The 22,175-nt window shown below is 63.6% G+C and carries 22 protein-coding genes; 15 read left to right on the top strand and 7 right to left on the bottom strand.

Annotation, left to right across the window (positions count from 1 at the left end):
- Positions 1-2: 2 nt before the first annotated feature.
- Positions 3-1,058 (bottom strand): hemin-degrading factor, encoded by a 1,056-nt coding sequence (locus ASG25_RS16710; protein WP_062476419.1) that lies wholly within the window; start codon positions 1,056-1,058, stop codon positions 3-5.
- A 222-nt stretch (positions 1,059-1,280) separates the two neighbouring features.
- On the opposite strand from ASG25_RS16710, the gene ASG25_RS16705 reads away from it, so the two are divergent.
- The 4 genes from ASG25_RS16705 to ASG25_RS16690 all read left to right on the top strand — a co-directional run bounded on the left by ASG25_RS16705 (position 1,281) and on the right by ASG25_RS16690 (position 3,900).
- Positions 1,281-1,754, top strand: a complete 474-nt coding sequence (locus tag ASG25_RS16705) for a hypothetical protein (RefSeq protein WP_156379790.1) — start codon at positions 1,281-1,283, stop codon at positions 1,752-1,754.
- A 40-nt stretch (positions 1,755-1,794) separates the two neighbouring features.
- Entirely contained in the window at positions 1,795-2,763 is a 969-nt protein-coding gene (locus ASG25_RS16700; protein WP_062476416.1) for an energy transducer TonB, read from the top strand.
- Positions 2,764-2,916: 153 nt separating this feature from the next.
- Positions 2,917-3,339, top strand: coding sequence for a DUF2325 domain-containing protein (locus ASG25_RS16695; protein ID WP_062476413.1), 423 nt, complete (start codon positions 2,917-2,919; stop codon positions 3,337-3,339).
- Positions 3,340-3,585: 246 nt separating this feature from the next.
- Positions 3,586-3,900, top strand: a complete 315-nt coding sequence (locus ASG25_RS16690; protein WP_062476411.1) for an antibiotic biosynthesis monooxygenase — start codon at positions 3,586-3,588, stop codon at positions 3,898-3,900.
- Positions 3,901-3,983: 83 nt separating this feature from the next.
- Here the strand turns inward: ASG25_RS16690 and ASG25_RS16685 are convergent, their stop codons facing one another.
- Together ASG25_RS16685 and ASG25_RS16680 are read right to left on the bottom strand one after the other, a co-directional pair.
- Positions 3,984-4,346, bottom strand: a complete 363-nt coding sequence (locus ASG25_RS16685) for a DUF423 domain-containing protein (RefSeq protein WP_062476408.1) — start codon at positions 4,344-4,346, stop codon at positions 3,984-3,986.
- A 2-nt stretch (positions 4,347-4,348) separates the two neighbouring features.
- Positions 4,349-4,744 carry a globin gene (locus ASG25_RS16680; RefSeq protein WP_062476406.1) on the bottom strand — a complete coding sequence of 132 codons (396 nt, stop codon included), beginning with the start codon at positions 4,742-4,744 and terminating at the stop codon, positions 4,349-4,351.
- A 232-nt stretch (positions 4,745-4,976) separates the two neighbouring features.
- On the opposite strand from ASG25_RS16680, the gene ASG25_RS16675 reads away from it, so the two are divergent.
- From ASG25_RS16675 to ASG25_RS16665, 3 genes are all read left to right on the top strand, one after another.
- Positions 4,977-5,318: an SMR family transporter gene (locus ASG25_RS16675; RefSeq protein ID WP_062476403.1), complete on the top strand. Its 342-nt coding sequence runs from the start codon at positions 4,977-4,979 to the stop codon at positions 5,316-5,318.
- A gap of 179 nt (positions 5,319-5,497) precedes the next feature.
- Positions 5,498-6,283, top strand: coding sequence for a ThuA domain-containing protein (locus ASG25_RS16670; RefSeq protein WP_062477096.1), 786 nt, complete (start codon positions 5,498-5,500; stop codon positions 6,281-6,283).
- Positions 6,284-6,291: 8 nt separating this feature from the next.
- Entirely contained in the window at positions 6,292-7,344 is a 1,053-nt protein-coding gene (locus ASG25_RS16665; RefSeq protein WP_062477094.1) for a Gfo/Idh/MocA family oxidoreductase, read from the top strand.
- Between the two features lie 46 nt (positions 7,345-7,390).
- On the opposite strand, the gene ASG25_RS16660 is transcribed toward ASG25_RS16665, so the two are convergent.
- On the bottom strand, positions 7,391-8,698 hold the full coding sequence (locus ASG25_RS16660) for an alpha/beta hydrolase (RefSeq protein ID WP_244475304.1): 1,308 nt from the start codon (positions 8,696-8,698) through the stop codon (positions 7,391-7,393).
- A 237-nt stretch (positions 8,699-8,935) separates the two neighbouring features.
- On the opposite strand from ASG25_RS16660, the gene ASG25_RS16655 reads away from it, so the two are divergent.
- The 6 genes from ASG25_RS16655 to ASG25_RS16630 are packed head-to-tail and all read left to right on the top strand — an operon-like array spanning position 8,936 to position 15,271.
- Positions 8,936-9,997, top strand: a complete 1,062-nt coding sequence (locus tag ASG25_RS16655) for a dipeptidase (RefSeq protein ID WP_062476400.1) — start codon at positions 8,936-8,938, stop codon at positions 9,995-9,997.
- Between the two features lie 42 nt (positions 9,998-10,039).
- Positions 10,040-11,680, top strand: a complete 1,641-nt coding sequence (locus ASG25_RS16650) for an ABC transporter substrate-binding protein (RefSeq protein WP_062476397.1) — start codon at positions 10,040-10,042, stop codon at positions 11,678-11,680.
- A 9-nt stretch (positions 11,681-11,689) separates the two neighbouring features.
- On the top strand, positions 11,690-12,763 hold the full coding sequence (locus ASG25_RS16645) for an ABC transporter permease (protein ID WP_062476394.1): 1,074 nt from the start codon (positions 11,690-11,692) through the stop codon (positions 12,761-12,763).
- On the top strand, positions 12,760-13,689 hold the full coding sequence (locus ASG25_RS16640; protein ID WP_062476389.1) for an ABC transporter permease: 930 nt from the start codon (positions 12,760-12,762) through the stop codon (positions 13,687-13,689). Before ASG25_RS16645 ends, ASG25_RS16640 begins: the two co-directional genes overlap by 4 nt.
- Positions 13,686-14,519 carry an ABC transporter ATP-binding protein gene (locus ASG25_RS16635; RefSeq protein ID WP_062476384.1) on the top strand — a complete coding sequence of 278 codons (834 nt, stop codon included), beginning with the start codon at positions 13,686-13,688 and terminating at the stop codon, positions 14,517-14,519. The genes ASG25_RS16640 and ASG25_RS16635 overlap by 4 nt, the downstream gene beginning before the upstream one ends.
- The gene (locus tag ASG25_RS16630) at positions 14,516-15,271 is read left to right on the top strand and encodes an ABC transporter ATP-binding protein (RefSeq protein WP_062476381.1); all 756 of its coding nucleotides are present in this window, start codon (positions 14,516-14,518) and stop codon (positions 15,269-15,271) included. Before ASG25_RS16635 ends, ASG25_RS16630 begins: the two co-directional genes overlap by 4 nt.
- A 31-nt stretch (positions 15,272-15,302) precedes the next feature.
- Here the strand turns inward: ASG25_RS16630 and ASG25_RS16625 are convergent, their stop codons facing one another.
- The 3 genes from ASG25_RS16625 to ASG25_RS16620 all read right to left on the bottom strand — a co-directional run bounded on the left by ASG25_RS16625 (position 15,303) and on the right by ASG25_RS16620 (position 18,631).
- Positions 15,303-16,298 (bottom strand): MDR family oxidoreductase, encoded by a 996-nt coding sequence (locus ASG25_RS16625; RefSeq protein ID WP_062476379.1) that lies wholly within the window; start codon positions 16,296-16,298, stop codon positions 15,303-15,305.
- Between the two features lie 137 nt (positions 16,299-16,435).
- On the bottom strand, positions 16,436-16,612 hold the full coding sequence (locus tag ASG25_RS22835) for a hypothetical protein (protein ID WP_156379788.1): 177 nt from the start codon (positions 16,610-16,612) through the stop codon (positions 16,436-16,438).
- Between the two features lie 219 nt (positions 16,613-16,831).
- A complete protein-coding gene (locus ASG25_RS16620) occupies positions 16,832-18,631 on the bottom strand; it encodes a PAS domain-containing methyl-accepting chemotaxis protein (protein ID WP_062476376.1) in 1,800 nt (599 codons plus the stop codon).
- A gap of 415 nt (positions 18,632-19,046) precedes the next feature.
- On the opposite strand from ASG25_RS16620, the gene ASG25_RS16615 reads away from it, so the two are divergent.
- Entirely contained in the window at positions 19,047-20,864 is a 1,818-nt protein-coding gene (locus ASG25_RS16615; RefSeq protein ID WP_062476373.1) for a methyl-accepting chemotaxis protein, read from the top strand.
- A gap of 230 nt (positions 20,865-21,094) precedes the next feature.
- Complete coding sequence (locus ASG25_RS16610) at positions 21,095-21,829, top strand: LuxR C-terminal-related transcriptional regulator (RefSeq protein WP_062476370.1); 735 nt, start codon at positions 21,095-21,097, stop codon at positions 21,827-21,829.
- The last annotated feature ends 346 nt before the right edge of the window (positions 21,830-22,175 follow it).

Raw genomic sequence — 22,175 nt, 5'->3', positions numbered from 1 at the left:
CCTCAGGCAGCAACGGTCAGATCGAGACGCGGCAGGGCTTCGATGATCGCGCGCCAGTCCTCGCGCTCGGCGACGCCTTCCTTGCGCTTGCCGAAGAACTGGATGACCATCTCGCCACGCGCGTCCAGCGCTTCGAGCGACGTCACATGCCCATCGGCCGTCGGCTTTCGGACGGCCCAGATCTCGGCGAGTTGATCGGTGCGCAGATGCAGATGAAAGGTCGGATCCATGACGTTGAGCCAGGGACCCATGGTCCCGATCGCCTCGACCGGGCCGGAATGGATCTGGATGATGCCCTGATTGCCGACGAAGCACATCAGGGGCAGGGCGATGGCTGCCGAGCGACGCATCATCGCCTCGACGGCGCTGGCGTCGAGGCGCCAGGCGTAGTCGTCGCCGATTGCGTGCAGGGCGGCGCGTCGTTCGATCTTCAGTTTCCGCAGGAGGCCATGGAACTGGTGCGTGTCGGTCATCCGGCTCCATCCGTCGCGAAGGCCGTCGGTATCGACCGCATGGTCCTCCACGGCAGCAACGGCCGCGGGCGCTTCGGCCGTGAAGACCTGCGACTGATCCTCGTGTGCGAAGTCCCGGACGAGACGGCGATAGGCATCGAGATCGGAGGCAGGGCGCAGGTGAACCTTGTGGACGGCCATGCCCTGCCGGTCGAAATACTGCAGGCTGCGGCGGATATCGTCGCCATCCGTCTTCGTGACGGCGAATGCATGCGCCCAAGCGCCGGGAAACACGCGCAGGTCGATGTCCTCACCGAGCACGATGGAGGCCGCCCGCGCGGTCTTCGGCGTTTCGAACACCCCGATCTTTTCGTGGACCGCGCTCTCATTGCGCGTCAGCGCCATGACCTCCCCGAGCTGCGGGGCAAACTCCAGGAGCCGGTTGGCGTCCGGGTCGATCCGGACGACGGTCAGCCCGCATTCGGCCGCCACGAGTGCCGCTTCGGAAATGCCGAGCTGCGCGGCAATGTCGCGCTCGCGCATCTTCGGGTGCTCGGCCCTGTAGGTGCGGATCTCTGCGGGAGAAGGGGAGGTCGGTTCGGTCATGTTTGGCTGCCTGGTTCTAGGGCTGGTTCTGGGGCGGGTTCTGGAGCGGGTGCTGGGCTGGTTCGCGGCGGATTCGGTCAGACGAGGACCCGGTGTCCAAGGATCGTTCGTCGGCCTTCTATCTTGACTTTATAACTCATCTTTTAATATGGACGCAATATGCCGGCATGCTTCCGTCGCGGAGGCCACGCTGGCCAGACCATCGTTCCGGAGTCCTGCATCATGATCCGTCGCCCGCTTGCGCACGTCGCCGCCCTTGCCCCTCTCGCGTTGTCGGCTCTCCTGCTGACGACGCCAGCCTTTCCGGCGGCAGCGCAGAACCCCCAGGCAGCGGTCGCCGCGCCCGCTGCCGGATTGTCGGTGGAACTCAATGATGTCGCGGCCTCCGAGCGCGGCTGCAAACTCACCTTCGTGGCGGGCAATGATCTGGCTCAGCCTCTGTCCAAGGTGTCGTTCGAATTCGTGCTGTTCGACCAGAAGGGGCGTGTCGAGCGGATGGCGGTTCTCGATTTTCGCGATCTTCCGGCAGGAAAGACGAAGGTCCGGCAATTCGATCTCGCGGGGACGAAATGCGATGCGCTGGACAGCCTCCTGATCAACGATGCGCCCGTCTGCGCAGGCGAAGGCATCGACAAGGGCGCCTGCATGCAGGGCCTCCGGACAGGCTCGAAGTCACCCGTGGGACTGAAGGGCTGAGCGGATACGGCAGACAGGCCTGAAAGGACAGGAACGTAGGATGAAGAAAGCCGTGAAATGGGCCCTGGCTCTTTCCCTCTCGGTCGCAGCCCATGCCGGTGCCGCGATCGCCTTCCTGCCGGATGCCGCGCCGCCGCCGCTCGCCGCCACGCAGGGCGGGGCGGAGATGGAGATCGCGCTTCTTGGAAATGCGTTCGAAGACACCGTCGAGTCGGGCGTCATCACCGATACGATCACGCCGGTGGAAACACCGCCGGAGGACGTCGCACCGCTTCAGCCCGAGACGGCGGAGCCCATGACGGAGCCCATGACGGAGGTGAGGACGGAGGCGGTGGCGCCGACGACGCCTGCGGAAACGGTGTCCGAACCGGTGCCGGAGACCCTGCCGTCAGACGCCGATGTTCTTTTACCCGCAGACTCCCTGCCGCCGGTCACGACCGCGGAACCCGACGTGGTGGCCGCGCTGCCGCCGGTAGCGACCGTCGTTCCCCAGACGCGGCCCGAGACTCCGCCCGAGGCAGCCAAGACGCCGTCGGCTCGCAAGGCGACGCCCGAAAAGGAAAAGAAGGCGGACCTCGAAACGCCGAAGAAAAAGCCGCAGCCGATCAAGGCGGGCAAGGACGGCCAGGCAGAGACCCGCAGCACCAAGGGTCGGGTCGACGGCTCGGAGGTTGCGTCCGCGGCCAGTTCGGGCAAGGGCGCGCAAGCGCGTGCGGCGGGGAACGCATCGTTCTCGAACTTCGAAGGCAAGGTCCGCAGCGCCCTCCAGCGGGCCGTCCGGTATCCTTCGCGTGCCGAGAGCAAGGGTGTGAAAGGCGTGGTCCAGGTGCAGTTCCTCGTGGCCGCCAATGGCAGCGTAAGCGGTCCGAAGGTCACCCGAAGCAGCGGTTCGCCGGTGTTGGACAAGGCAGCCCTGGATGCAGCCCGGCGGATGCGGTCTCCGAAAATCCCGGAAGAGTCCGGGCGCTCCTCATGGCTCTTCACCATTCCCATCACCTTTACCCGGTGAGTGCGCGACCCCGTTCGCCACGGGTTCCCACCACCGTTTAAAATATGACAAAATTGATCATGTTTTATCTTTACTCGGTTTATCAAGTTTATTAGGGTCCGGGCAGAAGGAGCCGCGCACGACGTGCCGGCAGAGGAAACCCGGAGATTCCCCATGGGCGACAAGCGTCAGCAACAGCGGACCAAGCAGAAGCGTGGCGCCGGACCAACGCCTGCCGCGCCCGCGGGACCGGAGGCACGCGGGGAGGCGCAGGCGCTGGACGTCCGCAGTTTTCTTTATGTCGGCGGACGGGATTGTCAGGTGGCCCACCTTCGCCAGATCGCCAGCAATTTCGGGGCGGAACTGATCCATCATGATGGCGGCCTGCGCGAGGCGGTTTCTCGGATCGACAACGTGCTGCCCTCCGTCGACTGCGTTTTCTGCCCGATCGATTGCATCAGCCACGATGCCTGCCTGCGCGTGAAGACCGGGTGCAAGAAGTTCGGCAAGGCCTTCGTGCCCTTGCGCAACGGCAGCAAGTCCAGCCTCGAACGTGCCCTGCACGATCTGAAGGCCGCGCGGTCGCAGACAAACTGAAGCAGCGGCCGATGCCAAACCCGATGCGTTTTTCACCTCTGGGGCTTCACCCGACGGCGTCGCTCGATACGTTGCGGAGCCTGTGCGCAGCACCGGGGCCGGATGCGAAGGTCGTGCCGCTTCTGCCGCGGCGGGCGCGTTCCTGCCACGCGGGACTTGCGTGCGGCGAGCGCGCCGTTATCTCTCTCGTTCCGCAAAGGGACCAAGGGATTGCCCCGAAGCGCCGATCGAAGGAGATGTGAAGCGATGTATGTTGCCATGAACCGGTTCCGGATTGCACTCGGCCATGAAGAGGCTTTCGAGGCGATCTGGAAGAACAGAGACTCGAGTCTCGCCGAGAATCCGGGCTTCAAGACGTTTCAGCTGTTGCGCGGCCAGACCCATACGGACGAAGGTTATACCCTGTTCGTCTCGTCCTCGAGCTGGAACAGCCACGAGGATTTCGTCGCCTGGACCAGATCCGAGAATTTTCGCGCAGCCCATCGCAATGCCGGCGACAATCGCGCGCTGTATCTCGGTCCGCCGGTCTTTGAAGGCTTTGCTGTTGTAGACGGCGCTTGAAGTCGCTGCCTGGTTGATTCCGCAAATGTCGCCAAGGGACTGACACATCAGGAGATTGTCGTCGGTTGGCAAAGCCCTTGGGGTCAGGACTTTTTCGGCAGGAGCGCGCCGACGACGAGCAAGGCCCATCCGGCCATCATGATCACACCGCCGAGAGGCGCCGACATGGGGAAGAGCCCGTGGTCGGTGATATGGCGCAGCGCGAGATCGCCTGCAAAGATCGCGGTGCCCACGGCCATGCTCGTCCCGGCCGCCGCCCCGAGCCGGATGTGACGGGCGGAACCCGACAGCGCGAGAAGTGCTGGGGCATGGGCAAGACACATGGCCGAGGCCCCGCCGAGGAGCCGGGGATCGCCGCCATGCGAGGCCGCAGCCGCCAGAGCGACGCCGCAAAGGCCGAGAAGGCCCGACGCCGCCAGAAACAGGGATTGGGTGCGATCGGCCATGGCTAACCTTCCTGGTTCTGCATGTGATGGGCGAGCCGCGTCACGGGCTCCAGGATGATCCGGCGAAGCTCCGGGTGAACGACCGTTTCATCCAGCGCCGTGTTGAAACAGAAGAGCCAGCCTTCGACCTCCTGTGCACCGATGGATGCGCCGAAATGGCGGCGGCGCAGCATCGGGTGGCCATGCTTGTCGGTGTAGAGCGGAGGCCCGCCGAGCCATCCCGTCAGATAGTCATAGAGCTTTGCCTCGCTGCCGGCGAGCGACGGCGGATGGACCGCCCGGCAGGCGGCGGCTTCGGGCGCACTGTCCATGATCTCATAGAAACGGCGCGTCAGCAGTCGGACGGTGGTGTCGCCGCCGATCGCGTCGTAGAGGGTGGTGCTGCGGGCGTCGTCCATGGCGGGCACTCTGGCGGGTTGGTAGGGGAGGCACATCTTCACGGCTCCGGTGAAGCTCTTAAACCCGATTGGCAGGCAAGAGAAGATTCCTTAGCGGATTCAATTGCTCGCCGGCGTCAACGCAGACGGTGAATCAGGCTCGCCTGCGCCGTGGCGGCGTCGTCGCGATCGGCCCTTGACCCGGGCTCCGGCCGGACCGAAGATCGTTTCTTCCCGATGCGCGGAGGCTGCCGTGAACCCCTTGATGCTGTACGCCCTGCTGGTGGTTGCCATCGTCTTTGAAGTGCTCGGCACCTCGGCCATGCAGGCGGCCCAGCACTTCTCCAAGCTTGGGCCGACGCTGGTCATGATCGGCTGCTATGCCGTTGCGTTCTTTTGTCTGTCCTACACACTGCGCGCCATTCCGGTCGGCATTGCCTATGCGATCTGGAGCGGCCTCGGGATCGTCCTCATTTCCCTCGTCGGCGTCGTTGCCTTCGGGCAGAGACTGGACCTGCCGGCCGTGCTCGGGCTTGGACTGATCATCTCGGGCGTCATCGTCATCAACGTTTTTTCGAAATCGGTCGTTCACTGAACGAAGCATCGGCAAGGGTCGCCCGCGGCACGCTCCCTGTCTTGCCCTTGGTCGACTTCCGGTTTATCGCTGGTCCTGCAAGCGCTTTGGATCGCGGCCAATCGGCGTTCGCGGAACCTTTTCAGCCGTCGGGCCTTGCTGGCTTCGGGGTCGTTTCAGAATTTTTCCAGGAGATCATCATGTCCATCCGTGCCGTCGTCTGGGGCGAGAATATCCATGAGCAGACGAATGCGATCGTCGGCAGCGTCTACCCGAACGGGATGCACACGGCCATCGCCGCCGCCCTCAACGAGCATCCGAACATCGAGGCGACGACCGCAACGCTGCAGGAGCCGGAGCATGGCCTTTCCGAACAACGCCTTGCCGCGACCGACGTGCTTCTCTGGTGGGGCCACAAGGCGCATGGCGAGGTCGCGGACGAGATCGTCGAGCGTGTGGCCAGGCGTGTCTGGGAAGGCATGGGGTTGATCGTCCTTCACTCCGGGCATTTTGCAAAGCCGTTCAAGCGCTTGATGGGCACACCCTGTGCGCTGAAATGGCGCGAGGCGGGCGAGCGCGAACGCGTCTGGGTCGTCAATCCGCGTCACCCGATCGCCGAAGGGCTCGACGACCATTTCGTGCTCGAGAATGAAGAAATGTATGGCGAGCAGTTTTCGGTGCCGGAGCCGCTGGAGACGGTGTTCATCTCGTGGTTTGCCGGCGGCGAAGTGTTCCGCTCTGGCCTCACCTGGCGTCGTGGAGCCGGCAACATCTTCTATTTCCGTCCGGGTCACGAGACCTATCCGACCTATTACGATGAGAATGTGAAAACGGTGCTGAAGAACGCGGTGCGCTGGGCTTACAACCCGCAAGGGGCGCTGACGTCGATCCATGATGCGCCGAACGTTCCCGTCGAGCAGGCGCTCGAGCCGATCACCGAGCGCGGTCCGCGCCTGCACAAGGCCGGGGAAGAGGGATACAAGTGATGGCCCCCATCCGTATCCTCATTCTCGGCACGGGTGGGATGGCGAACACCCATGCGATGAATTTCGCGACGATCGCGGACGCCGTACTGGTGGCCGCTGTCGACGTGGATCTTGCCCGCGTGCGCTCGTTTGCGCTTCGCCACGACATCCCCACGACCTTCACCTCGCTAGACGAGGCCATCGCCTGGGGCGCTTTCGATGCCGTCGCCAATGTGACGCCGGACAGGGTGCACCATGCGACGACGCTGCAACTGCTGGCGGCCGGCAAGCACGTGCTCTGCGAAAAGCCGCTCGCGGAAGATTTTGCCAAGGCGGACGAGATGGCGACGGCTGCCGAAAAATCCGGTCTGGTGACGATGGTGAACCTCACCTATCGCAACGTCGCCGCCGTGCAGAAGGCGCGGCAGCTGGTGATCTCCGGAGAGATCGGACAGGTGCGCCATATCGAGGCCTCGTATCTGCAGAGCTGGCTGGTGTCGAAGGCCTGGGGCGACTGGGCGACCGAGTCGCAGTGGTTGTGGCGGCTGTCGACCAAGCACGGCTCGAACGGCGTGCTCGGCGATGTCGGCATCCATATTCTCGATTTTGTCGGCTATGGCGCGGCCACCGAGATCGACCATGTGTTCGCGCGGCTGAAGACCTTCGACAAGGCGCCGGGAAACCGGATCGGCGAGTATGATCTCGATGCGAATGACAGCTTCACGATGACCGCCGAATTTACGAACGGGGCCATGGGCGTCATCCATGCCAGCCGCTGGGCCGTCGGCCACCTCAACGAATTGCGCCTTCGGGTGCATGGCGACAAGGGCGCGTTGGAGGTGGTGCACATGCCGGATGGGTCGACGCTGCGCGCCTGCCTTGGCGCCGACGTGGAGAAAGGCGTCTGGCAGACCATCGACCCCGGCACCGTGTTCACCAACTATCAGCGCTTCATCGACGCCATCAAGATCGGCAAGACGGCGGAGCCCGGCTTCCGCCATGCCGCCGACCTGCAGAAGGTGCTGGACCTCGCTTTGGAGACGGAGCGGGAACGCCGGGAGATGGCGGTTTCAGGCACCTGAGGCCGCCGGACGGCGAACTCCGCATCCCGAAACGGCCAGCCGCACATCACTGCCCCGTTGCCGTCTCCAGCGTGTTGCCGACCGAGCGTCCGAGACGATCCACTTGGCCGCGATAGTTTTCGCGGGTCTTCGGGTCGAAGATGAGGATCGGGGTGCTCACCGCGATGCTGGCAGCGCTGCCGACGGTCTGCGCGGTGCCGAGCGCGACGGCACCGACGCGTTCGCCGAGGCCGACATCGCTGTCGGTCACGGTCTGGCCGGCGATCAGCCGGTTGCCGAGCAGTTTTACCACTTCCGGGCTTTCGGCGAACTTGCCATGGTTGAGGCGATCGCCGGTTTGCAGGGCTGTCAGGTCGAGGACGGTGATGCCGGCCTTTTCCAGGTTGGTGCGATAGGGCTCCTGCGTCGGATCGATCTGGCCGAGCCGTTCGACATTGCCGGAAATCCGCCGCGAGATCGAAAGCGCGCGATCGTCGCGCGAGACGAACAGGGTGAACTTCGGCTTGTCCGGCCCCATCGCCTCCCACTGCTTTCCGAAAACGTCGACGTCGAGATCCGGTGAAGCAAGGATCACGTTGTTGATCTTCGGCGCCACGCGGCCGTCTCGGATCGCCATCTGGCGCAGGGCCTCGACCGTGACCCACGAGCCCATCGAGTGCGCCATCACCGTGACGTCGGACACGCGCGGGTCCTTGGCGGTCCGGCGCAGCAAGTCTTCCAGCGCGTCGCGGGAGTAGTTGGTGCTTTCCTTGTCGTAGTTGTAGTCGAAGATGCTGGCGCGCGACGGCCAGGTGAAGATGATCGGCGCCACGTCGGCGCGGCTGTCATGGACGATCTGCGCGAAGCGATAGACCGCGTCCTCGTACCGGTTGTTGAAACCGTGGACGAAGATGAGCACGCGGCGGCTCTTGGGCAGCGAATCGCGCGTCCAGGTCTCCACCTCGGCGCGCTCGGCGAGCGGCGTTACCGAGACGGTCGAAAATTCCTTCGCAGGATTGGCCGGCAGGCGCTTCGGCCACTGGACCTGGCCGATCTTGCGGTTCTTGTCGGGCGGAATGGACACGACGATCTCGGCCGCCGTCAGCTCGGTCCCACGCTCGCCGCCGTAGAGAACGCCGGCCTGCTCAGAGGGCGCACGCGTGGTCGCAACGAGCATGTCGACTTGCGTGGCGCCCGGCGCCGTGCCGGAGGGGATGAGGACGCCGACGGGGCGGCCTGCGCAGGCCGAAAGCCCGAGTGCGAGAGCAAGACAGGCCGCGATCCGCAAGGATCGGCGCGCCGCGCTTGGGCCGCGGGGGGCGGACGGTACCGGACATCCTGTCCGCTGCTCTGTCATCATGACGGAAACCTTCATCTGTTCGTCCGAGACTTGGCAGATTTCCCGAGCGACGGAAAACCGTTTCTCCGCAAATCGGTAATTGCGCAGATACCGTCACCGGAATGACACGGTCGCTCAGCGTTGTGCACTGCCCAATTTGTTTGCATGCGCAGTGTTGCCAGCCCATCTGCCATTGTCTAGCATGCATTTTGCCGACAGATATTTGCCGCCTAATGTCCCGGCTACTGTCATGTTTTGGAAGGTCTTTTGGTCATGCAGGCAGTTTTCGACGGGCATAACGACGTGCTCTTGCGGCTCTGGAGCCATGCACGGGCCGGGCATGATCCCGTTGCGGAATTCCGGGATGGCACGACGTCCGGGCACATCGACGCCCCGCGTGCTGCCAAGGGAGGGCTCGCGGGTGGGCTCTGCGCCATCTATATTCCCTCGGGCGACCTCGTCCTGAAGCAGCCGGATGCCGAGGGGCATTATGTGACACCGATGTCGGCGCCTTTGGAGCGTGGGCCCTCGCTGGAGATTGCCCTGCAGTTTGCGGCCATTGCGTTGCGTCTCGATCAGGCGAAGGCCTGGCGGCTCTGCCGCACGACGGCGGACATCCGCAAGGCGATGGCGGACGGCATTTTCGCGGCTGTCCTGCACATGGAAGGATGCGAGGCGATCGACGCCGATCTCGCCGCGCTCGAAACCTTCTACGCCGCCGGTCTGCGATCGCTCGGCCCTGTCTGGAGCCGTCACAACATTTTTGCCCACGGCGTGCCCTTCGCCTATCCGATGGATCCGGACACGGGGCCGGGGCTGACGGATGCCGGTTTCGCGCTGGTCCGGGCCTGCGACCGGCTCGGGATCGCGATCGATCTCGCCCATATTACCGAAAAGGGTTTCTGGGATGTGGCCAAGACGAGTTCGGCGCCGCTGATCGCCAGCCATTCCAACGCCCATGCCCTGACGCCTGTCGCCCGCAACCTGACCGACCGGCAGATGGATGCGATCCGTGAAAGCGGCGGGCTGGCCGGCGTCAACTACGCGACGACCATGCTGCGCCCGGACGGGCAGGAAAACGCGGCCACGCCGCTGTCCGACATGGTGCGCCATATCGATTACATGGTCGACCGCATGGGGATCGACTGCGTCGCGCTCGGATCGGACTTCGATGGTGCGACCATTCCGGCCGAAATCGCGGATGCCAGTGGAAACCAGAACCTGATTGCCGCTCTGCGGAGCGCCGGTTATGGTGAGGACGATCTTACCAAGATGTGCCGGGAAAACTGGCTGCGGGTTCTTGCCAAGGTCTGGCACGAGACCGACCAAGGCTGACGATCAACGGCCGCAAAGGCCAGAAGAAAAGGGAACAGAGCGATGATGCATTCTTTCGGCACGACGATGCGACGGTTGACGGCAGGGGCGGCGATCGCCCTGATCATGGCGGCAGCGGCGCCGGCCTATGCCGCAACGCCGGCGGATACGCTGGTCCAGGCCTGGGCAATCGACGACATCATCTCCATGGATCCGGGCGAGGCGTTCGAAATCTCGACGGCGGAAATCACCGCCAACACCTATAGCCTTCTCGTCCGGCTCGATCTGGCCGACACCTCCAAGGTCAAGGGGGACCTGGCCGAAAGCTGGACGGTGTCCGACGACGGTCTTACCTTTACGTTCAAGCTGAAGCCCGGCATGACCTTTGCCTCCGGGAACCCGATCACCGCCGAAGACGTGGCCTGGTCGATCGAGCGCGTCATCAAGATGGACAAGAGCCCGGCCTTCATCCTGACGCAGTTCGGCCTGAACGGCGACAACGTGACCGAGAAGGCCAAGGCCGTCGATCCGACCACCTTCACGCTGACGGTCGACAAGCCTTACGCACCGAGCTTCGTGCTGAACTGCCTGACGGCCACCGTGGGCTCGATCGTCGACAAGAAGCTCGTGATGGAGCATGTCGCGCCTGTCGAGAAGACGGCTGAAAACAAGTATGACAACGATTTCGGCAATGCCTGGCTGAAGACCAATTTCGCGGGCTCCGGTCCGTTCAAGCTGCGGGAATGGCGTGCCAACGAGGTCGTCGTGCTGGAGCGCAACGACACGTATTTCGGCGAGAAGCCCAAGCTGGCCCGCGTCATCTATCGCCACCTCAAGGAGAGCTCGGGTCAGCGACTGGCGCTGGAAAACGGCGATATCGACATCGCCCGCAACCTCGAACCGAACGACCTGGAATCCACGGCCGGCAAGGAGGACATCGTCCAGACCAGCGCGCCGAAGGGCACGGTGTTCTATTTCAGCCTGAACCAGAAGAATCCCAACCTTGCCAAGCCCGAAGTGATCGAGGCCTTCAAGTATCTGGTCGACTACAACGCCATCGGTTCCACCCTGATCAAGGGCGTGGGCGAGGTGCACCAGACCTTCCTGCCGAAGGGGGTCCTTGGCGAACTGGATGAGAAACCCTTCACGTTCGACGTCGCAAAGGCCAAGGAACTGCTGGCGAAGGCTGGCTTGCCCGACGGCTTTACCGTGACCATGGATGTGCGCAGCAACCAGCCGACCACGGGTATCGCGGAGTCGATCCAGCAGACGGCTGCGCAGGCGGGCATCAAGATCGATATCATCCCGGGTGACGGCAAGCAGACGCTCACAAAATTCCGCGCCCGCACCCACGACATCTATATCGGTGTCTGGGGACAGGATTACTTCGATCCGAATTCGAACGCGGAAACCTTCACGATCAACTACGACAATTCCGACGAGGGCAAGAACAAGACGCTGGCCTGGCGCAATGCCTGGGACGTTCCGGACCTGACGGAGCAGACCAAGGCCGCTCTCCTGGAAAAGGATCCGACCAAGCGCGCCGACATCTACAAGGGCCTGCAGAAGGCCGTTCTCGAGCGCGGCCCGTTTGTGGTGATCTACCAGCAGATCGAAGTGGCCGGCGCGCGCAAGAACGTGCAGAACTTCAAGCTCGGGCCGAGCTTCGACACCACGTTCCTCGGTGGCGTCACCAAGGAATAGGCCGTCCGCATGACTCTTCCCGAAACGTCGCAGATGGTGGCCGGGCGCTCGCGAGGCGCCCGGGCGCGGGGGCGGGCGGCCATCGTCGCTCGCTTCCTCGTGGTCATCGTCACCACCTATCTCGGCCTTCTCGCGGTCACGTTCTTCATCGGCCGGGTCATTCCGATCGACCCGGTGCTTGCCGTTCTCGGCGATCGGGCCCCGGCTCACGTGGTCGAGCGGGTGCGCGAGGAGATGGGGCTGAACCTGCCGCTCTACCAGCAGTTTTTCCGGTATCTCGGTGATGCGCTGCAGGGCAATTTCGGGACGTCGGTGCTTACCACCAATCCCGTCATGACCGATATCCGCCGGGTCCTGCCGGCAACGTTCGAGCTGGCAACCCTGGGAACGCTGATCGGGAGCCTTATCGGCGTGCCGCTCGGCGTTCTCGCTGCCGTCAAGCGCGGCAGCCTGGTCGACCAGGCGGTGCGGATCGTCGGTCTGATCGGCTATTCCGTGCCCATCTTCTGGCTGGCGCTCCTGTCGCTGCTCCTGTTCTACGCGCAGCTTCGGTGGGTCGCCTTTCCCGGGCGCATCGATGTCGTCTACGAGTACACGTTTACGCCGACGACGGGGCTTTTTCTGCTGGACTCGCTCTGGCAGGGGCAGTGGGACGTCTTCCGCGACGTTTTCCGCCACATCATCCTGCCGGCAAGCCTGCTTGGTTATGTCTCGCTCGCCTACATCAGCCGCATGACGCGCAACTTCATGCTGAACGAACTGTCGCAGGAATATGTCGTTGCGGCACGGGCGAAGGGGCTCTCGGAGACGCGGATCATCTGGTTTCATGCGCTGCGCAACGCGGCCGTACCCCTGGTGACGGTGATCGCGCTGTCCTATGCAAGCCTGCTGGAGGGCTCCGTGCTGACCGAGACCGTGTTCGCCTGGCCGGGCATCGGGCTCTATATTACCAATTCCCTGCAGAATGCCGACATGAACGCCGTGCTCGGCGGCACCATCGTGATCGGCTCGATCTTCATCGCCATCAACATCCTGTCCGATATCCTTTATCGGACGCTCGACCCGAGGACACGCGCGCGATGACGGCTGTACCTTCCGCCCCCCTCAGCCGGCGCGACTGGCTTCTGTCCGATCGGCCGCAATCGCGGATGCAGGCGCGGCTTGGCCGGGCTTACATGACCTGGCGACGGTTTTCGGCCAACCGGCTGGCGCTGCTCGGCCTCGGCATTCTCGTTGTTCTCATTCTCATGGCGATCTTCGCCGGCGTTCTGTCGCCGCACTCGCCGGTCACGGGCGATCTTGCAGGCGCGCGTCTGCTTCCGCCGGGCTCGCCGGGCTACCTGCTCGGCACGGACGAGCAGGGGCGCGATATCCTGTCGCGGCTGCTGCACGGCTCTCGTCTGACGCTGTTCGTCATCATTCTCGTGGCCGTCATCGCCGCGCCGATCGGCCTTATCGTCGGGGCCGTCGCCGGCTATGCGGGCGGCTGGATCGACGCCGTGCTGATGCGGATCACGGACATCTTCCTTGCCTTCCCGAAACTTGTCCTCGCGCTTGCGCTCGTCGCCGCGCTCGGGCCGGGAATCGAAAACGCGGTTCTTGCCATCGCCGTCACGTCCTGGCCGCCCTATGCGCGCATCGCCCGGGCGGAAACCATGACCGTGCGCAATGCGGATTACATCGCTGCGGTCCGGCTAATGGGCGCGTCGCCGCTGCGCATCGTGCTTCTGCACGTGATGCCCATGTGCCTGTCATCGCTGATCGTGCGCATCACGCTCGACATGGCGGGGGTCATTCTCACGGCGGCCGGCCTCGGCTTTCTCGGTCTCGGCGCCCAGCCGCCGCTGCCGGAATGGGGCGCGATGATCGCGTCCGGCCGACGATTCATTCTCGATCAGTGGTGGGTCGCCACCATGCCGGGCATCGCGATCCTGCTCGTCAGCCTCGCTTTCAACCTTCTGGGCGATGGATTGCGCGACGCGCTCGACCCGCGCGAGGCCGGACAATGAGCCCGCTGTTGACCGTCGACGACCTGCGCGTCAGCTTTCCCACGCGTGCCGGCCTGGTGGAGGCCGTGCGCGGCGTGTCGTTCTCGCTTGGCCGCGAGCGCCTGGGGATCGTCGGCGAGAGCGGCTCGGGAAAATCCCAGACCGGCCGTGCCATCATGGGGCTGACGCCACCGCAGGCACGGATCACGGCGAAAACGCTCTCCTTCGACGGGATCGATCTGCTGGAGGCGTCGCCGCGTGAGCGGCGGGAACTGCGCGGAAACCGCGTGGCGATGATCCTGCAGGACCCGAAATATTCGCTGAACCCGGTGATGACCATCGGCCGCCAGATCGTGGAAACGCTGCGGACCCATCGCAAGATCAGCGCCTCCGAGGCGAAGGCGCGCGCGATCGCCATGCTCGAGGCCGTGCAGATCCGGGATGCGGCCCGCGTCTTCGACCTGCATCCACATGAGGTATCCGGCGGCATGGGGCAGCGGGCCATGATCGCGATGATGCTGATCGCCGAGCCGGAACTGCTGATTGCCGACGAGCCGACCTCGGCGCTCGACGTCACGGTGCAGCTCGAGGTGCTCGCCATTCTCGACCGGCTGGTGGCCGAGCGGGGCATGGGCCTGATCTTCATCAGCCACGACCTGCGGCTCGTCTCCTCTTTCTGTGACCGGGTGATCGTCATGTATGCAGGCCGTATCGTGGAGGAGATCGCTGCGGCCGACCTGCGCAATGCGCGCCACCCCTATACGCAGGGGCTGCTGTCCTGCATGCCGGAAATTGGCGGCGACCGGCATCCGCTGCCCGTCCTCGACCGCAAGCCGGAGTGGGCCCGATGAGCACTGCCGTATCTGCGCATGACGTCACCGTCATCTATGAGGATTTCAAGGCGCTCGACGGCGTCAGCATCGCGGTCGACAGGGGAAAATCCTACGGTCTCGTCGGCGAGTCCGGATCCGGCAAATCCACGCTCTTGCGCGCGATCGCCGGCCTTGCACCGGTTGCCTCCGGTCGGCTGGAGGTCAATGGCCGCACGTTGGCGCCGCGCCGGCGCGACAAGGCGTTCTATCGGGACGTCCAGATGGTGTTCCAGGATCCCTACGGCTCGCTGCACCCGCGCCAGACGATCGATCGCCTGCTGCAGGAGCCGCTCGCGATCCACGGCCTGTCCGATGCCGAAGCGCGGATTGCCCGTGCGCTGGACGAGGTGGGCCTGGGGACCGGCTTCCGGTTCCGCTACTCGCACCAGCTTTCCGGCGGGCAGCGGCAGCGCGTGGCGATCGCCCGGGCGCTGATCGTCGAGCCGTCCATCCTGCTCCTCGACGAGCCGACATCGGCGCTCGACGCTTCGGTGCAGGCCGAGGTGCTCAATCTTCTGGAGCAGATCCAGCGCGACCGCGGGCTCACCTTCCTGATGGTCAGCCACGATCTCGGTGTCGTGACGCACATGTGCGACCAGCTCGCCGTCATGCGCAGCGGCAAGGTTGTGGAGCGGCTGAGTGCGGCGGATCTGGTCGCGGGCCGGATCGACGCGGAGTATACCCGCAACCTCATGGTTGCGAGCAAAGGGTTCGTCCGCACCTCCGCCTGAAGCAGAGATAGCGCAAGGGTCGATGCGCGCCTCAGGCGCTGACGTCGATGACCACGCGTCCGCGAATGCGGCCTGCGACGATGGCCTCGGCAAGCGCCGGGAGATCGGACATGGGCGCAACCGTCGTCATGCTGTCAAGCCGGGCGGGGTCGAGATCGCGGGAAAGCCGATCCCAGGCGGCGAGGCGCTGATCGCGGCTCGCATAGACCGAGTCGACCCCGATGAGCGTGACCGCCCGCAGGATATGCGGCATGACCGTGCCCGGCAGATCCGCGCCACCGGCAAGGCCGCAGGCAGCGATGGCGCCGCCGCGAACGGTCTGGGCGAGAGCATTGACGAGCGTGGTCGATCCGACGGAGTCGACCCCTCCGGCCCAGCGCTCCTTCTGGAGCGGGCCTGCCTTTTCGGCAAGCGCGGCCCGGTCGATGATGTCGTGGGCGCCGAGCGATGTCAGGTAGTCTGCTGTTTCGGGGCGGCCCGTCGAGGCAACGACCCGGTATCCGCGTGCGGCGAGAAGCGAGACCGCAACAGAACCCACGCCGCCCGCGGCACCGGTGACCAGAACATCGCCGCCACCGGGGGTTATCGTGCCCCATTTCTCCAGAGCATCGACGCACAGGGCCGCGGTATAGCCGGCGGTGCCGATGGCCATCGCCTGCTGCAAGGAAAATGCGGCGGGCAGGGGAATGAGCCACTCCGGCTTGACGCGCTGGAAGCGGGTGAACGCGCCCCACTCGGTCTCTGACAGGCCCCAGCCATTGAGGATCACCTGATCGCCGGGCTTCCATTGCGGCGCGCGCGAAGAGACCACCGTGCCCGACAGATCGATGCCGGCGACCATGGGCGTTCGCCGTGCGATCCTGCCCTTGCCGGTGATCGCCAGACCATCCTTGTAGTTGAGCGTGGAATAGGCAATCTCGACGAGAACATCGTGATCGGGCAGGTCGGCCTGGGAGATCTCGCGGATGTCAGCCTGCGGGCGACCATCGACGGTGTCGATCATCATGGCCCTGAATGTGTCGGTCATGTCGTTCTCCGGTCCGTTGGCGCCCCGTCCGTCCAGCGTCCGTCCAGCGCCTTCCAGTGCCCGTCATGCCATGTCCCGTGGCGTGCTGCCAATGCGTCTTTCGCCGCACGATGCGAACTCTGCTCGCAGGTTGTCCCTCAGGGCAGCAGCCACAGGATACCGGCGATGATCAGGGCCCAGAGGGCCAGGGAAAGAACAAACGCCAGGAAAAGAGCAATGATGCGCAATGTCGGAGCGAAACGAGAGACTTCCTCCGGGCGACGCGCCGCCCATCCGAGGAAAGAGAATTCGCACGAAAAGATCCAGGCTGGCATGAGCGGTCCCGGCGTGTAAGAGCTTAAACCTCACTTAACCAAAGGTTGGGTGCGGATGCAAGCACGTGATGAAGCGGAAATATCGATTCCGCAACGGCTTACCCTATTTTTGGGATGATCGTTCGGCCCCGATCTGCGTTTTCAGGAGGTTTGCTCGGCGGTGCGAGGACACATTCCGGTTGCGGCGGAAATGGTGCTTTGGCCGGGGATGGGCGCGGATCAGAATTCCTCCCAGCTCTCCGTCTTGAGGGCGGCGTTGCCGTCAAATGCCGGGGCAGGCGCGCTTCTGACGGGCTTGGCATGCGGAACGAGCGTGACGGGCTTCGTGGTCGGCGATGACACGGCCGGTGCGGGATGGGCACGGCGGTCCGGCGTCGCGGATCCGATGTTGAAATGCGAGAGTTGCTGGAAGAGTTGCTGTGCTTCCCGGGCAAGCCCGTGCGCTGCAGCCGTGGTCTGCTCGACCATCGCGGCATTCTGTTGCGTTCCCTGGTCCATGGCATTGACCGCCGTGTTGATCTCCTTGAGACCGACGGCCTGTTCACGCGATGCTTCGACGATCGCGATGACATTCGTATCGACGTGAACCACCTCGTCCACGATCTGTTTCAGAGCTTTGCCGGTTTCGCCGATGAGGGCCACGCCGTTCTGCACGTGGCCGTTCGATGTGGCGATCAGGCTCTTGATTTCCCGTGCCGCCTTTGCCGAGCGCTGGGCCAGTTCGCGCACTTCTTGCGCCACGACGGCAAAGCCCTTGCCGGCATCCCCGGCGCGGGCCGCCTCGACGCCAGCATTCAGCGCCAGCAGATTGGTCTGAAAGGCGATCTCGTCGATCACCCCGATGATGCTGCCGATCTCGCCGGCCGATTGCTCGATCTTGCCCATGGCACGGACGGCTTCCTCGACGACGTGACCCGAATGCTCCGCGCTCTCTTTCGTCCGACGGACAAGGTCGCCGGCTTCCTCGGCGCGCTGGCTGGAATCGCTGACGGTGGTCGTGATCTCCTCGAGCGCGGCTGCCGTTTCCTCGACGGACGCCGCCTGTTGTTCGGTGCGACGCGACAGGTCGTTCGACGCCGACTGGATCTCCTGAGAGGCCGCGGCGATGGCAGCCGCATTTCCCGCGATCGATGCCATGGTCGTGCGCAACTTGGTGCAGGCGCCATTGAAGTCGGTCCGCAGCCGATCCAGTTCCGGCAGGAAGGGCGTTTCGATCGCCTTCGTCAGGTCTCCCTCCGACAGATGCTGCAGCGAGACCCCCAGTCGATCGACATTCTCGACACGCGCGGTGACATCGGTTGCGTATTTCACGATCTTGTGCAGCTTGCCGTTCAGGTCGAAGATCGGATTGTAGGACGCCTGGATATAGATCTTCTTGCCGCCTTTGCCGAGGCGCAGGAATTCGCCGCTCCGGGGCTTGCCGTCTCCAAGCTGCGCCCAAAACTGCCGATAGGCGTCGCTTGCCGTAAAGGCCGGTTCGCAGAACATCGCGTGATGTTTGCCCTGGATTTCCGACAGCTGGTAGCCGAGCGTCTTCAGGAAATTTTCGTTGGCGGTGATGATGTCGCCCGTCACGGTGAATTCGATGACCGCCTGTACGTGAGACAGGGCCTCCAGCCGTCCGGCGTCTTCCGCGCTCTTCAATCGTTGCTCGGAGATATCGACGGCGAACTTGACGACCTTGACGGGTTTTCCACGGCGGAAGACGGGATTGTAGGACGCCTCGAGCCAGACTTCCTTGCCGCCTTTTCCGAGACGGCGGTACTGGCCGCGCTCGTTCTCGCCGCGTGCCAGCTTTGCCCAGAAGGCGTGGTAGGCGTTGCCGGAGGCTTCGTCGGGGCTGATGAACAGGCTGTGATGCTTGCCGACAAGTTCGGCATGTGCATAGCCGACCAGCTGGCAGAAGTTCTCGTTTGCCGTCAGAATGGTGCCGTCGAGCTTGAATTCGATGATGGCCTGGGATTTGCTCATGGCTTCAAGAATAGCTTTAGCATTTGCCCCGGAAGGAAAGCTCAACATTCATATCTCCAATGATTGACGGCCCGACCCGTAGATCAGGCATGGCCGCCACATGCCGCTGCCTGATTTAAGAATTAGACATTAATTGCTTAGAAAGTATGAATATCTTGGTGATTGCTTGTCGCGATCTTCAGCCATCAGACCTGCGGTGGTTTGCCGACGCGCGGGGTTAGGGGCTCTGGCCGCAGGACAGTTCCGGGTCGGGGTCTCTGCTGCCCTCGCGGCTTGTTCTACCGGGACCAACACAGCAACAAACGGATGCAACCGCCTGATTGCATTATATTAGTAATTCATTGTTTACGTGACCTTAATGCTTTCGTCCGATAACATGGAATGGCCGCGATGTGGGGCGGTTCCGTTGCGCTTCCCGCGTCATGATGGCGGGGCGGAGGCGCTTGTTCAGCACAGGTGTTTCGTGACGAGGCCATCTATTCGCACATCGCTTATCGCGATCTTTGCCGCTATTGCCGCCCTCACGGCGGTGTTCTCCGCCGTCACGCTGCAGTCGCTGTCCAAGACGCGCACGATTTCCGACAATGTCGTGACGGAAGTCTTTCCTGCCGTTTCCGCCGTCAAGGATATTCGCATCGAACTCGTGTCCATGCGGCTGGGCTACTTCCAGTATCTTGCAGCTCTGACGCCGGAAGCAACGAAGAAGGCCGAGACGCTGCTCGGCGAGGCGCGGCTCCGCATCGCCCATTCCGTCGAGGTCTACACGCCCTATGTCGGCTCCGACATCGAGCGGGCGCTCTTGAAAAAGGTGACCGACAGCCTGGACGCCTACGGCAAGGCTGGCGACAACATGATCACGCTGGCCAAGGTCGGCAATTACCAGCAGGCCAACAACATGCTGGAGTCGATGGGGGAGATCATCGTTCCCGCCCAGACCGGCCTCGACGAACTGATTGCCGAGAACACGGCGCAGGTCACCGACGCAACGAAGCGGATGCATGACACGTCTGCCGAAGCGCGGATGATCACCTTCATCCTCATCGGTGTCGTCTCGACGCTCCTGATCGTGTCCACGCTTTACGTGCTGCGGGGCATTGCAAGTCCTATCCGCTCGATCACCACGGCGATGACCGGTCTGGCGAAAGGCGATACCGACAGCGCCATTCCGTATTCGCAGCGCACCGACGAAATCGGCCAGATGGCGGGCGCCGTCGAGGTCTTCCGTGCCGCGGCCGTTTCGAACAAGGATCTGCAGAGCCAGGCAGAAACCCTGCGCCGTGCGGCGGAGGCCGACCGTGAGCGTCTCGCAGCGGACGCCGAACGTGCCGCCCAGGCCCGGCTCGATCAGGCGACCTCCAGCCTTGCAGACGGTCTGCGGCGTCTGGCGGCCGGCGATCTCTCCTTCCGGCTCGATGTTCCCTTCGCACCCGATTTCGAAGCCCTGCGCCACGATCTGAATGCGGCGGTGTCCCAGCTCAACGAAACGCTGGCAGCCGTTGCCGTTGCTGCCGACCAGATCGACAACGGGGCCCGCGAAGTCAGCGAAAGCGCCAACGACCTGTCGCGTCGCACCGAGCAGCAAGCCGCCTCGCTGGAGGAAACCGCAGCGGCGCTCGACGAGATCACGGCGAATGTCGGCCAGTCCTCCATGCGCACCAACGAGGCGCGCGAAGTTGCCGTGCACGCCAACAAGAGTGCGTCGCGTTCGGGCGAAGTCGTGGCCGAAGCCGTCACGGCCATGGGCCGCATCGAGCATTCGTCCAGCCAGATCTCCTCGATCATCGGCGTGATCGACGAGATCGCGTTCCAGACGAACCTGCTGGCGCTCAATGCCGGCGTGGAAGCGGCCCGGGCAGGGGAGGCAGGTCGCGGTTTTGCGGTGGTCGCACAGGAAGTGCGCGAACTGGCGCAGCGATCGGCCAAGGCCGCCAAGGAAATCAAGGATCTGATCCGGAATTCGACGGCCGAAGTCGAGAACGGCGTGAAGCTGGTTCGCGATACGGGCGAGGTGCTGAAGACCATCGAGGCGCATGTCGTCGAGATCAACGGCCACATGGAAGCCATCGCCACCTCGGCGCGCGAACAGTCGACCGGCCTTGCCGAAGTCAACATCGCCGTCAACCAGATGGACCAGGTGACGCAGCAGAACGCGGCCATGGTCGAAGAGACCAGTGCCGCCGGCAGCACGCTGGCCACAGAAAGCGCACGTCTGCGCGAACTCATCTCCCACTTCACGCTGGCTGGCAACTCTTCACACGCCCATCAGCGTTACGCTGCCTGACCGCTATCCGCGAGAGCAGACCAGAACCGGCCGAACATGTTCGGCCGGTTTTGTCGTTCAAGGAAACCTTTTTCCCTCCCGTTTTTCTCCTGCCGTCTCGCCAGAGCCGGCCCAGACCGCCGGCGGCGCAGGACGGAAACGCCGCGATGGACGATGACAGCGAATGCGGTTAAGGTTTTGTTCATATTCTACCACCAAAAGTGTGTTTATCCTGGAGTTGCGAGAGGCAAATGCCTGTAAGCCCACTGTCGATTATCGAGCCGAACGCGCTCGACGATTATGCCGACCTGAGATCCGTGCCCAAGCATCGGTTCTTCGGCCGGAACGACCTTGTCGACAGGTTCCGGCTGGCTGTGCCATTCGATTACATCGTCATCAGCGGCCTCGACGTGGACCACTACCGGTTCGGGGCCGGCTTCTCCATCGACACGGATCTTCCGCCGGCCCTGTTGGAAACCTATGTCGCGGACAATCTTCGCTGCAGCGATCCGTTCATACAGGCCAGCCGGAACGCGCGAACGGTGGTCGTCGAGCAGGACGTCTACGCACGCCACGAGCCGCCGCAACGCCTGCTCTATCTCCAGCGGACCTTCGGCGTCCACAATCGGACGCTGGTTCCCATCTTCCGCAATGACGTGGTCTATGGCGCGATCTGCTACACGCGGTCGACGCCTTTCACGGCGGCGGAAATCCGGTTTCTGGCGCTCGTTTCGGAGCTGATCCATACCGCGGTCACGAAACCGCTGATGGACCGCTTCGCCGCCGATCAGATCGGGTTGACCAAAGGTGAGCTCACATGCCTGGAAGCCGCCAGCCGAGGCCTGACGAGCGAGGCGATCGCCGTCGAGACCGGATTCCAGAACGACACGGTCAACAGCTACATCAAGTCGTCCGTCAAGAAGCTCGGCGCAACCAATCGGACGCAGGCGATCGTCGAGGCCTTGCGCCGGCGTCTGATCGCCTGACCATCACGCCGACCCGCGTCCGGGACGGGTCCCATCGCGCAGTGACGGCATCCGGTTCCCACACCCGGCAGGCGCCGAAAAGCGATGGCGTCATCTTGCGCATTTAGGCCAAAATACATTCAAATCTTACCTACATTAAGAGACTTTTATGTATTTTATCCTAATTTAGGCGCATGCACGATCTGATGTTGTCGGTGACTGCACTTCAGGCTGCAGTGGATCGATCATTCTATCTCATCCAGGCTTTTCGAGGGCGGAGCTTTGCCCGTCCCGAGACATGCCGGATTGTCGTGGTGGCTTTTTCATCCGGTCCGGCGGCGGCTCGAAGATCGACGTGATCCTCAGA

Origin of the sequence: Rhizobium sp. Leaf384 (assembly GCF_001424065.1) — a bacterium.
In the GTDB taxonomy this organism is placed as follows: domain Bacteria; phylum Pseudomonadota; class Alphaproteobacteria; order Rhizobiales; family Rhizobiaceae; genus Ferranicluibacter.
The sequence above is the reverse complement of the archived record's forward strand: the minus strand, read 5'-3'. Positions and strand labels throughout refer to the sequence as shown.